The 13,141-nt window shown below is 34.1% G+C and carries 14 protein-coding genes; all 14 read right to left on the bottom strand.

The window, feature by feature from the left end:
* Positions 1-43: 43 nt before the first annotated feature.
* Positions 44-1,753 (bottom strand): lysine--tRNA ligase, encoded by a 1,710-nt coding sequence (gene lysS, locus ACYQZV_RS04000; RefSeq protein WP_459893446.1) that lies wholly within the window; start codon positions 1,751-1,753, stop codon positions 44-46.
* 24 nt (positions 1,754-1,777) lie between these two features.
* Positions 1,778-2,245: a C39 family peptidase gene (locus ACYQZV_RS03995; RefSeq protein ID WP_459893444.1), complete on the bottom strand. Its 468-nt coding sequence runs from the start codon at positions 2,243-2,245 to the stop codon at positions 1,778-1,780.
* Between the two features lie 32 nt (positions 2,246-2,277).
* Positions 2,278-2,655 (bottom strand): PA2779 family protein, encoded by a 378-nt coding sequence (locus ACYQZV_RS03990; RefSeq protein ID WP_459893442.1) that lies wholly within the window; start codon positions 2,653-2,655, stop codon positions 2,278-2,280.
* Between the two features lie 36 nt (positions 2,656-2,691).
* Entirely contained in the window at positions 2,692-3,252 is a 561-nt protein-coding gene (locus ACYQZV_RS03985) for an RNA ligase partner protein (RefSeq protein ID WP_459893440.1), read from the bottom strand.
* A 65-nt stretch (positions 3,253-3,317) separates the two neighbouring features.
* A complete protein-coding gene (locus ACYQZV_RS03980; RefSeq protein ID WP_459893438.1) occupies positions 3,318-3,659 on the bottom strand; it encodes a TPRXL-like protein in 342 nt (113 codons plus the stop codon).
* A gap of 63 nt (positions 3,660-3,722) precedes the next feature.
* Positions 3,723-4,310, bottom strand: coding sequence for a LabA-like NYN domain-containing protein (locus tag ACYQZV_RS03975; RefSeq protein ID WP_459893436.1), 588 nt, complete (start codon positions 4,308-4,310; stop codon positions 3,723-3,725).
* Entirely contained in the window at positions 4,311-5,687 is a 1,377-nt protein-coding gene (locus ACYQZV_RS03970) for a phosphoglucomutase/phosphomannomutase family protein (RefSeq protein WP_459893434.1), read from the bottom strand.
* Between the two features lie 3 nt (positions 5,688-5,690).
* Entirely contained in the window at positions 5,691-8,516 is a 2,826-nt protein-coding gene (gene secA / locus ACYQZV_RS03965; RefSeq protein ID WP_459893432.1) for a preprotein translocase subunit SecA, read from the bottom strand.
* On the bottom strand, positions 8,513-8,932 hold the full coding sequence (locus ACYQZV_RS03960; protein WP_459893430.1) for a CoA-binding protein: 420 nt from the start codon (positions 8,930-8,932) through the stop codon (positions 8,513-8,515). The genes secA and ACYQZV_RS03960 overlap by 4 nt, the downstream gene beginning before the upstream one ends.
* A gap of 55 nt (positions 8,933-8,987) precedes the next feature.
* Positions 8,988-9,854 (bottom strand): type II secretion system protein GspK, encoded by an 867-nt coding sequence (locus ACYQZV_RS03955; RefSeq protein WP_459893428.1) that lies wholly within the window; start codon positions 9,852-9,854, stop codon positions 8,988-8,990.
* Positions 9,851-10,558 carry a hypothetical protein gene (locus ACYQZV_RS03950; RefSeq protein WP_459893426.1) on the bottom strand — a complete coding sequence of 236 codons (708 nt, stop codon included), beginning with the start codon at positions 10,556-10,558 and terminating at the stop codon, positions 9,851-9,853. Before ACYQZV_RS03950 ends, ACYQZV_RS03955 begins: the two co-directional genes overlap by 4 nt.
* Positions 10,555-10,866 carry a hypothetical protein gene (locus ACYQZV_RS03945; RefSeq protein WP_459893424.1) on the bottom strand — a complete coding sequence of 104 codons (312 nt, stop codon included), beginning with the start codon at positions 10,864-10,866 and terminating at the stop codon, positions 10,555-10,557. Before ACYQZV_RS03945 ends, ACYQZV_RS03950 begins: the two co-directional genes overlap by 4 nt.
* Positions 10,863-12,368, bottom strand: a complete 1,506-nt coding sequence (locus ACYQZV_RS03940; protein WP_459893422.1) for a DHA2 family efflux MFS transporter permease subunit — start codon at positions 12,366-12,368, stop codon at positions 10,863-10,865. Before ACYQZV_RS03940 ends, ACYQZV_RS03945 begins: the two co-directional genes overlap by 4 nt.
* The gene (locus ACYQZV_RS03935; protein ID WP_459893420.1) at positions 12,365-13,093 is read right to left on the bottom strand and encodes a sigma-70 family RNA polymerase sigma factor; all 729 of its coding nucleotides are present in this window, start codon (positions 13,091-13,093) and stop codon (positions 12,365-12,367) included. Before ACYQZV_RS03935 ends, ACYQZV_RS03940 begins: the two co-directional genes overlap by 4 nt.
* Positions 13,094-13,141: the final 48 nt, after the last annotated feature.

The raw sequence follows: 13,141 nt of genomic DNA, 5'->3' as shown, positions 1-13,141 counted from the left end.
TTTGAAAGTATAAAATTAAATACAAATATTTCAATGATGTTGGTTATTCAATTTTTCTAGCGGCTGGAAATAATATTACATCTCTTATAGAATCCACGTTTGCAAAAAGCATCACTAATCTATCTATACCTATACCTTCACCAGCCGTTGGTGGCATACCGTATTTTAGAGCTTCTACAAAATCATCATCTGTTTCCATGGCCTCCTCATCACCAGTGGCTTTTTGTAGCTTTTGTTCTAAGAATCTCTTAGCTTGGTCTTCTGGGTCGTTTAGCTCTGAGTAAGCGTTTGCTATTTCTTTTTTGTTTATGTAAAGCTCAAAACGTTCCACTAATTCATCATCTTCTCTATGAGTTTTAGCAAGCGGTGATAAAATCTTTGGAAAATCTATTATAAAAGTGGGTTGTACAAGCTCGTCTTCTACAGTATATTCAAACACTTTTTCTATAAGCTTTGCTTTTGGCAATGTATAAGCTCTTGGTATTCCAAGCTCTTGGGCAAACTTTTTAAGCTCTTCTTCGTGGTGTAGGAAAAACTTTTTATCTTTTGATGTTTTTTCTTCTAAAAGCTCAAAAAACTTAGCCACTTTAAAAGGAGGTTTTAGGTTTATAACACCACTTTCTGTTTGTACTTTGTCAATACCTGTAGCTTCTGTAATGTAGTCAAAAAGCTCTTCTGTAAATTTTATTAGTTTTTTGTAATCCCAATAAGCAGCGTAAAATTCTACCATCGTAAATTCTGGATTGTGGGTAGTATCTACGCCTTCGTTTCTAAAATTTTTACCTATCTCGTAAACCCTAGGTATGCCACCCACTATTAACTTTTTCAAGTAAAGCTCTGGTGCTATTCTAAGATAAAGCTCAGATTCCAAATAGTTGTGGTATGTGATGAAAGGCCTTGCGGTAGCTCCAGAGGCTATAGGCTGAAGTATAGGGGTTTCTACTTCCATAAACTTATTTTTATCAAAAAATTCTCTTAAAGCTTTTATGATTTTTGACCTTAAAACAAATACTTTTCTAGAGCTTTCGTTGGCAATGAGGTCTAAATACCTTTGGCGATATTTTATCTCTATATCTTTTACACCATGCCATTTTTCTGGCATGTTGTTTAGAGCTTTTGTTAAAAGCTCAATATCAAAAACTTCTACGGTAAGTTCTCCGGTATGAGTTCTAAAAAGCTTACCTTTTACGCCTATTATATCTCCTACATCTAAAAAATCTTCTACAAATTTAAACTTCTCATCACCCACTACGTCTTTTTTAATATATATTTGTAGTTTTCCGCTAAAATCTTGTATATGTCCAAATATAGCTTTGCCCATGCTTCTTAAAGCTATAAGCCTTCCAGCTATAGATATATCTTCAAAGTTAGGGTCTAAATCAAACTCTTTTTTTATGTCTTCTATCGTCGTGTTTGGCTCATCTGATGAAATTTTGGCATCTATCAAGCTTAATTTTTCATCCACCCTTGATAGTATACCTTCTATATTGTAAACCTTGTTTGGCTCAAAGTTTTCTTTTGTGTAAGCCAACATCTCAAGACCTTTTTCAGAAGCTATTCTTAGTACAAAACCATCCTCTAACTTTGAGACCCTTTTTACATTAGCTTTTACAATTATCTTGTCTTTTCTTGGCTCTTTCTCATATTTTTCTCTTATATCGTGTATAAAGTAAGGGCTTTCAAACTCATACTTGTAAACATGTTTTTGGCTTTTAGCAAGCTCTTCCAATTTTTTCTTTCTAAACTCTTCCATAGCAACATTATTTTAGCACACAACTTAACGCTTTTCTTTGTAAGCTACCAAAGCTATATTTCCCATGCTTTTAAACCTTTTTTCAAAACCCTTAAAACTCATAAATCTATCTTTTTTATAACCATCGTTCATAAAAAATCCTTTCCCATTAAATCCAGTTACCACTACATAATGAGGTATTGAAACTAAAAAATTTCCCATATCTAAAAGGACTATAACAGGTCTACATTTTTTAATTTGATTTTTGATAGAGCTTACACTTCTTAAATATTTTGTTTTAAAGCCCTCTTTCTCAAAGTAGTCTTGAATATCCGTTATAAGACTCTCTTTTATAGAAGGTGTATATACTGATTTTACTATACTATTAAAAGGTTTTTCATCTTTGTAAAATATAAGTGTTTCTTCCACTGCCACTGGACCGCAAAGGTTTTCTTGTTGTTTTATAAATGGTACATCAATATGGGAGCAGATATCACTCCCATATGATAACACTGTGCAAAAGATTATTGTAAAAAGTACGCGTTTTATCTTATAATCACCTCTTTTCCAGCTAGTCTTAGTATAAGCACCACCAATAGAACTATGACAAGGACTGCTATAGCAAGCCCAAGTGCGTCACCGCCTGCATTTAGTTTTTCGGAAGCGTTTGCCAAAAGTTTAAGCTGTTCTTCATTCATAGATTTTAGTTTTTCTTTAACTTCTTTGGGGTTCATGCCGTATTCTTTTAGCTTTTCGGCTACTACTTTGTTTTCTAAAGCTTTTTGAATCTCTTTTATGTATTGACTTTTGCTACTGTTTATCTCTATAGGTGGTTTTGAGCTTACAAAAGATGCCATGGCTGGCGATACGTTGTAAAACATCGTCCAGGTTGCCAAAGCAATAGCTAACTTTTTAATCTTCATAAAAAACCTCCTTTAAATATATATAAAATATTATAACTAAAAGCTTAAAAACTCTTGTATAAACAGTGGATTTACAGTGCGGATACCTAGTTTATCCGCCCAAGTGTTTATCCCTTCATCTGCCGAGAGTATAGCACCGTTTAGTTCCATAGCAAGCAGTATTATATCTACATCTTCTTTGCTATCAAGGGTTCCTTGTCTTAACGCTTCTTTATATTTTTCCCTTAGCTTTGATACAGCGCTTGGTATATCTTGGGATTTATCCTTTATTAATTCTTCTGCTATTCTAAGACCTTTGTTTATCCTTATCCTAACATCTTCCACAAAATCAAATAGTATGCTGGCATTTATGTTTATGTTGCATCTGTTTGGAGACTTTATGATAACAGCTGATTCAAATTTACTCTTTAAGGGTTCTAAATCTACCACTTTGCATAGCTCTATATAAACTGTTCTTGGCATGTGGATTTTTTTATTGCTTTTATGAGCAAGACCTATGAAAGCTTCTATTGCGTCTATTGGTTGGCCTAAAGAGATGTTTTTATATACGTTTGGGTTTGTAAATATGCTAGTATCTATTATTACGTTATCTTGCATTAATATATTGTATCATAAAGTTAGCTAAAGGCCCCCATCTAAACTTGGGGGCATTAAAACCTTTGTTATTGTCCGTTTGAGCCAGATGGAGCTGCTGGTGCTGGCGCAGGTGTAGAAGATGAGCTTGAGTTATTTGAGCTTGAGCCAGCTGAGTTTGATGATGAGCTTGTGGTACCGTTGTTTGAAGAGCTTGAAGAGCTAGTAGATGGTGTGGTGGCTCCATTGTTTGAAGAGCTTGAGGATGAAGAAGACCCAGCTTCTGGTGTTGCTGGTGTTGGTGCTGGTGGTGCTGCATTTTGGGTAGCTGCTGGTGCATTTTCGCTACCACTGCTTTGTTCGGCGGACTGTTGCTTTGAGCAAGCAACAAGTGCCAAGCCTGCGGCTGCTATGATGAGTAACTTTTTCATCTTACTCCTCCTTTAAAAAAGTATAAATTAATTATAAAGCAATTTTATAAAATTTTCAAGATTTTAATTTACAATATTAATCTTAAAAACATTTTTAATTTTATCCCATACTGTAGGTTCCTTTGGTTTTAATAAGAATTTATCTATATAATCATCGAGGTATAAAAATTTATCGCTTAGTTTTCTTAAAGAGTAAGAGGATGTTTTCTTAAAAGTTGCATTCTCTACTCTTTTGCCCAAGGATTGCACGGTTTCTACTGTATATGAAAAATCGCTATCTCCACTTACAAGCACACACGTATCGTAAGCGTTTTTGTAAGCCAAAGATAGCATATCTGTAGCTAACATTATGTCTACCTCTTTTTCTAAAAATGTGCCGTCTGGTAGTTTTCTAAGCTTTGCGAGCTTTACTTTTATACCCATAAAAGAGATATCTTCTAGAAATTTTTTTTGCCTTGAAAAGCTTTCTTTAGCTTGCTTATCCATATCTTTGTCGTTTGGAAGCGCTGAGTAAAAATAAGCCCTCACCAGATATCTATCTCCTGTTAGAAATTCTACAAGTTTTAGATAGTCAATTTTAAAAGTTTCATTTTTAAGTCCATGAAATACGTTGGAGCCATCTATAAAGACAATTACTTTTTCTTTTTCCATTTAAGACAAAAGCTTTTGAGCTTTTAATAATAAAGTATTTAAAAACTCTTTTGACGTAGCTTCACCGTAAACTCTTATAAGAGGTTCAGTGCCTGAGGCTCTTAGCATTACCCACGAGTCATCTTCAAATATAAGCTTGAGTCCATCTTTTGTATTTATCTTTTTTATTTTTATGTCATCTAACTTGTCAGGTGGGTTTTTGATAAGATTTTTGAGCCTTTCTTTGATATGTTCTTCTACTTTTAAATCTATCCTGTGGTAATATGCTTCTCCGTATTTGCTAAATATGTTATTTATTATATCTGACAAAGATTTGCCCTCTAAAAGCATCATTTCTATTATGAAAAGCCCAGATAAAAATCCGTCTCTTTCTGGTAAGAAAAACGGAAATCCATACCCTCCCGATTCTTCTCCACCAAATATTACATCTTTTTTAAGTACAACTTCATTTATGTATTTAAATCCTACCGGCGTTTCTTCTACTTCTATCCCAAAATCTTTGCATATCCTATCCACCAAAAAGCTAGTAGATACGGTTTTTACTACTACACCGTTTCTTATGCCCTTATTTTTTATTACATGAAGCATCAAAAGGATATAAACTAACTGTGAGTTTACAAACTCTCCTTTTTCATCCACCAAAGCTATCCTATCTCCGTCTCCGTCGTTTGCTATACCAATATCAGCTTTTAGGGTTTTGACTTTATCTTTTAAGATACCTAAATTTTTCTCAATTGGCTCTGGGGCTCCTTCTCCAAAAAGTGCATCTTTATGGTGTCTTATAGAGAAAAGATTTATCTTTTTATCTTTAAAAGCTTCTAAATAGTATTTAAAAGAAGGACCATACATAGAATCGTGTACTATGTTTAGCTCTTTCTCTAAAAGAGCGCCTTTGTTTATATTTGATAACGTTTTTTCTATATATTGTGATATAATATCTACCCTTCTTATTTCATGCTCTTGAAAGTTAACATCTTTTATGTTTTCAATCTCATCTTCTACATCTTTTATAAACTCAGGTGTTGCTGCACCTCCAAAAGACTCTTTTATCTTGTAGCCGTTGTAATAGTATGGATTGTGAGAGGCTGTTATCATCACCCCTTGGTGATACCCCATGTATTTTACTGCAAAAGATATGTTTGGAGTGCTAACGGGCTCTTTCACCACATCAGCTTCTATACCTTCTGTTTTCATTGTATTTGCTACAAGCAGGGCAAACTTTTCTCCTAGAAATCTATGGTCATACCCTATTATCACTTTGTTTAGATTGTGTTTTGTGAGTGCTTTTGCGTGAGCTTTGGCTACTTTTACTATGTTGTCTTGGCTAAATTCAAATCCTATTATGGCTCTCCAGCCATCAGTTCCAAACTTTATCATTTATTACCCCCTTTGTCCTAGTTTTTTCTTACGCTCTTCTAATCTATCTTTCAGTGTCCTAAATTTTGGCTTTTTCTCTTGAAATTCTTTTGATATGTTTTCTAAAGCTTCGCTCATAGCCATACTTTTGTTTAGCGTGTCTATCTCCAAATTAAACATATTTTGCTCTTCTTGCTCTAACTCTTCTTTTGATATTTGTGCGCTTATAATGGATTGTATAGTGGATATTTTGAAATTCAACATAAGCTCTTCAAAAAGTCTAAAAGCTTCTTTTTTAAACTCTACAAGAGGGTCTCTTTGAGCGTAGCTCCTAAGATAAATACCTTCTCTTAACTTGTCTATAGTGTGAAGTTGCTCTCTCCAGAGGTTGTCGATGATGTTTAAGGTAAATACTTTCTCTATCTCCCTCATAGTCTCTTCGCCTAATTCTTGTTCTTTCTGTGTGTATTTGTCCAAGGCTAGTTTAAATATTTCCTCTTCTAGCTCTTCTCTATCTTTTGCTTCAAACTTTTCTGGAAGCTCCAAGTTTATCCATTCTTTGAAAAATGTCCTTAACGGTTCTAACTCCCATAGCTCTGGTTCATCTTCTGTTAAAAGCGTAAAGACTTGATAATGTACTACATCTCTTATGAAATCTTTTATTTCTTCTTTTATATCGTCTTGGAAAAGGATAGAACGCCTTATATCGTATACCACTGAGCGTTGTATGTTTATCACCTCATCGTACTCTAAAAGCCTTTTACGAGATTGGAAATTCTGAAGTTCCACTCTTTCTTGCGCTCCTTCTAAAGACTTTGACACTAAGGAGCTTTCTATAGGCTCTCCTTCTGGTATCTTCATAAATTCCATAAGTTTTTTAACTCTATCTCCGCCAAATATCCTAAGAAGATCATCCTCTAAAGATAGTATAAATCTTGATTCTCCAGGATCTCCTTGCCTTCCTGCCCTACCTCTTAGTTGGTTGTCCACCCTTCTAGATTCGTGTCTTTCAGTACCTATTACCAAAAGCCCACCAGCTTTTATAACCTCTTCTTTCTCTTTTTGAGTTATTTTAGTAGCTTCTTCGTAAGCTTGTTTCCACTGCTCTTCGGTGGCTTGGTTTTCATCTATGCCTTTTTCTTTCAATATCTCTCTTGCTAAAAATTCTGGATTACCACCCAAAAGTATATCGGTACCTCTTCCTGCCATGTTGGTAGCTATGGTGACAGCTCCTTTTCTACCAGCTTGAGCTATTATCCAGGCTTCCTTTTCATGTTGTTTAGCGTTTAACACATTGTGTTTTATACCCTTTTTTTCTAAAAGCTTTGAAAGTGTTTCAGAGTCTTCTATCGACACTGTACCTACCAATATTGGTCTTCCTTTGGCATGATTTTCTTCTATTATCTTTGCTATGTATTCCCATTTTTCTTTTTTTGTCTTAAAAATTGCATCTGGTAAATCTTTTCTTATGTTTGGTTTGTTGGTAGGGATTACCACAACGTCTAAGTTGTATATCTCTTTAAACTCTAGTGCTTCTGTTTCTGCGGTACCTGTCATACCTGCAAGTTTTTTGTAAAGTTTAAAATAATTTTGAAAAGCTGTAGTAGCAAGTGTTTGGTTCTCTTCTTGGATTTCTACGCCTTCTTTTGCCTCTATAGCTTGATGAAGACCTTCGCTCCATCTTCTACCAGGCAGGGCCCTACCGGTGAATTCATCTACTATTAGAATTTCACCGTCTTTTACCATATAATGTACATCTTTTTTATAGAGGTAATGGGCGAGGAGGGCTTTGTTTATAGCGTGAACTAAATCAATATGCCTTATATCATATAAATTTTGTATGCCAAAGTACTTTTCTGCTTTTTCTATACCATCTTCTGTAAGCATTGCTGTTCTATTTTTTTCATCAATTGTAAAATCTTTTTCGATTTCTAGGATTTTTACAAACTCGTTGGCTTGTAATACTACTTTGTTGTCTAAGTTTGAGGGACCTGCTATTATAAGAGGTGTTCTAGCTTCATCTATCAATATGCTGTCTATTTCATCTACTATTGCGTACCCATGACCTTTTACTTGGACTATTTGGTCTTTTGATACTGCCAAATTGTCTCTTAGGTAGTCAAAACCAAACTCGTTGTTAGTACCATATGTTATATGAGCCTCATATGCTTTTACCCTTTCTACCGGTATTGCTTTCGTAAAGTAAGAGGTTTTAGCGTGTACATCTATTTTAGAGTAGTCTATAGCATCTCCTACCATACCCCTTGGCCATACCCTTATATCCTTTTCTATCGCTTCCATAGCTTTTTCTGGGTCTTGCCAATCTATCAAATAACTCATGCTATCCGAGTTTATGACACCCACCTCGAGCCCTAAAAATCTATATATAGGCCCTATCCATGTAGCATCTCTTTTTGCTAGATAATCGTTAACGGTTACTACGTGTACACCTACATTTGTTAGCGCTGTAAAAAAAGCTGGCGCTGCTGCGACGAGGGTTTTACCTTCACCAGTTTTCATCTCGGCAATTTTGCCTTGGTAAAGCACTATCCCACCTATTAGTTGTACGTCAAACTGCCTTAAACCCATTGTACGCTTTGAAGCCTCTCTTACTAAGGCTAAGGCTTCCACCAACTCCTCAACTATTTCACCTTCTATTATAGCTTGCTTTAGATGTTCGTTTTGATTTACTTTAAAATAAAGTTCTTGGGCTTTTAATACAATATCTTTGTTTGAAAGTTTATCTAAGGACTCTTCAAGGGCATTTATCTTTTCTACCCACTTTCTTATCTTTTTTATTTCCCTATCGTTTTTTGTACCAAGAATTTTTTTTAAAATGTATTCTATCATAAATAACCAGCCTCTACTCCTATACACGCTTCATAGATAAAATGAATTTTGTCTTTATATTTTTCAATGACCTCATAGTTTTCAGCGCCAGGTTGAAGCCACACCGTTTTTGCACCAAGCTTGATGGCCTCTTGAACTATAGGTTCTACATGGGCTGGGTTTCTAAAGACGTTTACTATATCTATGGGCTCTGGTATCTCTTCCAAAGAGTTATATACTTTTAACCCCATAATCTCTTGGCCTGCCAGCTTTGGATTTATGGGATATATTTTATGAAGGCCCTTTTTGAGAACTCTTTCAGTCACATAGTAAGCTGGCCTTTCTTTGTTGTCTGAAAAACCCACCACCGCTATAACTTTTGCATTTTTTAGCGTTTCAAATGCATCATCTTTATGCTTTGTATCACCTTGTTCCATAACACTGCTCCTTTAAAAGCTACAAACTTAAAATTAGCTATTTATTATTATAACATCAATATTTATAAATGCCTATTATCTTATTTTGAAGCGGTAAGTAGTAAAGCTTTGTAGTAGATGTTTGACTTATACCTCCTATTTTCTCATTTGAAACTATCTTTATGATTATTGTGCTTGATTTAGTAGATGTTAGATGTTGTATTTCATAAACATCATCTAAGGATAATCCCATTATGTTTACTAAATCTTGGACATTTTTTAGGGTATGGTTTTCTCTATAATCTAACATGCTTTTTGCTATAGAATCTGTTATATCCTTGTTTAGAGCTTTTATTATAGGTATTGGTATAGTGTTTATATTAAGATTTTGGTTTTTAGTGTCTAAAAAATACCATATGCCTTTTTGATATTTTTTACCATGGCAATTGTTTTTGTATAAAAGGTTGCTGTAGGGTGTGGCGTAAAGAAGTTCTTCTTTTGATTCCATATTTTTAAATGTTGGCATATAGTTAAGGTTTTCTATGTTTATATTGCCTTCTTTTTGCCCGCTTATCCAATAATACACATAGTAAACAAAGTCTCTTGGCATGCAAAACTCTTGAGCCATTCTTTTAAACACTTTAAAATAATTTGGATTTTTTATAAGGTTTATATTTAGTTTGTTGTCATCTTCTATGATGATATTTATTTTTATACCTTCAATGTTTATTCTTTTGTTGTAGTAAGGGTTGTAGGGATTTTCTTGATAAATTTCTTTGGCTTTTTTGATTAAAATTGGTATCAAAGAGTTGTTTGTGATATCAAGGCTTTGTTTTAGATAAAGTTTAAGCGTATAGTTGTAATAAGTTTTTGCTTCTTTAAAAGCTTCCAAACCATAAAATATAGCACCCAAAGAAAAAAACAAAGCTAATAAAACTATCATTGAATATTTATGCTTGGGTTTACAACAGTTCCGCCAAATACGATATGCATACTTTTAAAAGGTGTATTTATGAGACCAGACCCAGATATTTTTGAGTTTGTAAGGGTGTTTTGGTCTATACTTACAATGCCATCTCCTTTTATGTCCACAGATGTGTTTAGTATATCTACTTTCCCTCTAAAATGGAAGTGCGTTTTTCTAAAGTTTAGTTTTAGGTTTTTGATAAGATAACCTTTTATGTTTAGCATGTTAAAATTTATAAAACCGTTTATAGAAGCTGGAGTGAGCTCCAACTGTGAGTTCATCTGGCCACTACCTTTTTCGTTGCCGGTTTTTATACAAGATATAGGAAACCTTTTCGACGTTATTTTTATATGCTTTAAGAGCATATTTTCTCTTATGTTGGTGTATCCATTGCTGCAAGTAAATGACACATTTAAAATAAAAGGTGGATAAAAGCCAGCTCTTAGATAAGAAAGGCGAGCTATATATTGATAACCATTTTGTTTTTTATGAAACACCTTTGCGTCTTCTAAATCTATGCTTGTTAAATACTCTTTTGCCTTTTTATAATATATATAGTATCCGTTTTTTGCCAATATGTATCTTGCTATGAGTAATTTTTCCCCAAAGCTTATAAGAGCCAAAAAACATGCTATCAGAAAACCTATAAAGTATAAAATATAGGAGGGCTTTAAGCTCATATTATATCTAACAGTATATCTTGTATAGAGTTCCACTCTTCCTCTGTGAGTTGTGCGTATATTCTTTCGCTGTCTTCGTATATTTCTGTAGTAACTTTTGAAATGTAACTTGTAAAGTTTTTGGCTTTTTGCTTGCTAATGCTTATTGTATATATCTTGTTGTCCCATTCACCGTATTCGTTTTTTTCTAACGAGATATCAATCCATATGTCGTTAAAATCATAAGACAACATAAACCCAGAGGGTTCCGAAAGCTCCAACTCTTTTGTTATATCTTTTATAGCTTTTGCTATTGTATCTTTGTTCACGTTTTTACCTTCGTTCTTTCAATATACATAAGTATAAGTGTAAAAATCATAGCTATAACAAGCGTTAAAGAGCCAAACCTTAAAACCGTTTGGACTGCGTAGGCTTGGGATATTAGAGTTTGAAGTCCTATAAGCAGTGCTTTGGCCTTTAAAAGACTGGTGTTTAAAACCCACTTCAAAGACTCCAGCCTATAATAAACGTAGTGTATATGGGTATAATTCATATTGTTTATATTATCATATATATAAGCTGTATTTTGGGTAAATGTGTTTGTGGCTATAGAAGTCCCAGCCGCTGCTCCTATTAATCTTGCGTAGTTGTATAGTGCAGAACCAAGAGGCACCAAATCATGCCTTAAATGTCTTAAAGCTAAAGCTGTAAGCGGTGCAAAGAAAAGCCCCATACCAACACCCACAAAAAACATATAGAAAGATATGCTTAGCTTTGGAGTGAAAAAGTCTACGTGCGATAAGAAAAAGTGTATATCTATAAATATTATGCTCTGACAAGCAAGAAGAAGAATTTTTGGGTCTAATCTATCGCTTAGTTTTCCGCCTATAGGAGAGAATAGCACTATTCCTATAGCAAAAGGAAATATGTATAATCCAGTATCAAAGCTTCCTAGCCCTCTTACTCTTTCAAAGTAAATTGGCATTATATAAAGTATCTGGAAAAAGGCAAGACCGTAGACCAACACAAAGGTTATAACAGCATAATCAAACTCTTTGTATTTAAATATGTCAAAGCCTATAAGCGGGTGTTTGGATATTAAATCAGATATTAGAAAAGCTAAAAAGCATAAAATTGCTATACTTAAAAACACTATGGTTTTTATTGAGCTAAACCACTCCCATTTTTCACCTCTTGATAGCAAAACTATAAGGCTTGTAGATGCTGTTGCTAAAAGCCCAAAACTTATATAGTTAAAAGGTTTTTCATGCTTTTGCTGGTTGTGAAAATCAGGAAGCAATATTAAGGATGCAAAAAATATCGGTATTATAAAAGGTAAATTCATGTAAAAAACCCATCTCCAAGACATATATTCTACCAAATATCCTCCTACCGTAGGACCAAGTCCAGGTGCAAAAGCTACTCCCATAGCATACATTCCCATCGCCATACCCCGTTGTTCTGGTGGAAATATTCTAAATATGATGGCTTGAGCAGCTGGTATCAAAAATCCTTCCCCTATACCTTGTATAGACCTTGCCATTATCATAGTGCCTATGTTGTCTACACTTCCAGATAATGCGCTACCAAGTGCAAAAAATACAATACCGGCAAGGTATACCTTTTTAAGCCCATAAAGGTTTGTAAAGTGGTTAAAGACCAGTATTGTGATGGCTGTAGCCACAAGATAGCTTATAGATACCCATTGAATACCGTATATGTCTGTAGAAAGCGGGGCTATCATTTTTGGCATAGCGACATTTACGCTTGTGATACCAAGCACTGCCACAAAGGTTCCGCTTAGGACTATAAAAGTGTATAACCATTTCATAGATTTTCCTCCAGATATTCTCTTAATCTAGCCAACGCTTGAGATTTTATTTGAGACACTCTAGACAAGGATATGTTTAAAATCTCTGCCACTTCTTTTATGCCAAGCTCTTCATAAAATAAAAGCTGTAAAACCAACTTTTCTCTCTCTTCAAGCTTTCCTACAGCTTCTTTTAGCTTTGACTCCAAATCTTTTTTTACTGCGTTTTCTTCTGGGGTTTCGATATTTGCTGTTATAAAATTATCATAAGATTTGTCGTATTCTTCCGTTATCTTATATACTATATCTTCTAGGCTTTGTAAATAAGAAAAAGATATTTTGTATAAACAGTTTTGATATTCTTCTAAAGATTCTCCTAAGATACTACTTATTTCTTCGTCGGTAGGTTCCCTTTGATGTTCGTTTTGAAAAGTTCTTATGATTTCTTTAATTTTGTGTTCTTTCTCTCTTATATTTCTGCTGCCAAAATCCAAACTTCTAAGATAATCGTATATAGCACCTTTTACCCTTATTTTTATGTAAGATTCTGGATTTTTAGAATTGTCTATGTGATCTAAAGCGTTTATTAACCCTATTATACCGTTGCTTACCAAATCGTTGTAATCTACGTTTGGTGGAAGATTTTTTATAATCTTTCCACATATTTTTTTGACAAGCGGTAGATATTGTAATATTTTTTGTTCTCTTTGTTCTTTTTTTTCTTTTTCTTGCAGATTGTCAATCATTTCAATCGCCCTTTAAAAAGATGCTAAAATGTGATGTATTTATATGCA

It is taken from the genome of Hydrogenobaculum acidophilum, from assembly GCF_054656715.1.
This window is presented reverse-complemented; position numbering and strand designations above follow the sequence as displayed.

Bases quoted from the DNA above. Each gene is read 5' to 3' on its own strand.
- ACYQZV_RS03980 (WP_459893438.1), bottom strand. From the start codon at position 3,659: ATGAAAAAGTTACTCATCATAGCAGCCGCAGGCTTGGCACTTGTTGCT.
- ACYQZV_RS03970 (WP_459893434.1), bottom strand. From the start codon at position 5,687: ATGATAAAGTTTGGAACTGATGGCTGGAGAGCCATAATAGGATTTGAA.
- ACYQZV_RS03975 (WP_459893436.1), bottom strand. From the start codon at position 4,310: ATGGAAAAAGAAAAAGTAATTGTCTTTATAGATGGCTCCAACGTATTT.
- ACYQZV_RS03940 (WP_459893422.1), bottom strand. From the start codon at position 12,368: ATGAAATGGTTATACACTTTTATAGTCCTAAGCGGAACCTTTGTGGCA.
- secA (WP_459893432.1), bottom strand. From the start codon at position 8,516: ATGATAGAATACATTTTAAAAAAAATTCTTGGTACAAAAAACGATAGG.
- ACYQZV_RS03950 (WP_459893426.1), bottom strand. From the start codon at position 10,558: ATGAGCTTAAAGCCCTCCTATATTTTATACTTTATAGGTTTTCTGATA.
- ACYQZV_RS03935 (WP_459893420.1), bottom strand. From the start codon at position 13,093: ATGATTGACAATCTGCAAGAAAAAGAAAAAAAAGAACAAAGAGAACAA.
- ACYQZV_RS03990 (WP_459893442.1), bottom strand. From the start codon at position 2,655: ATGAAGATTAAAAAGTTAGCTATTGCTTTGGCAACCTGGACGATGTTT.
- ACYQZV_RS03960 (WP_459893430.1), bottom strand. From the start codon at position 8,932: ATGGAACAAGGTGATACAAAGCATAAAGATGATGCATTTGAAACGCTA.
- ACYQZV_RS03955 (WP_459893428.1), bottom strand. From the start codon at position 9,854: ATGATAGTTTTATTAGCTTTGTTTTTTTCTTTGGGTGCTATATTTTAT.
- lysS (WP_459893446.1), bottom strand. From the start codon at position 1,753: ATGGAAGAGTTTAGAAAGAAAAAATTGGAAGAGCTTGCTAAAAGCCAA.
- ACYQZV_RS03985 (WP_459893440.1), bottom strand. From the start codon at position 3,252: ATGCAAGATAACGTAATAATAGATACTAGCATATTTACAAACCCAAAC.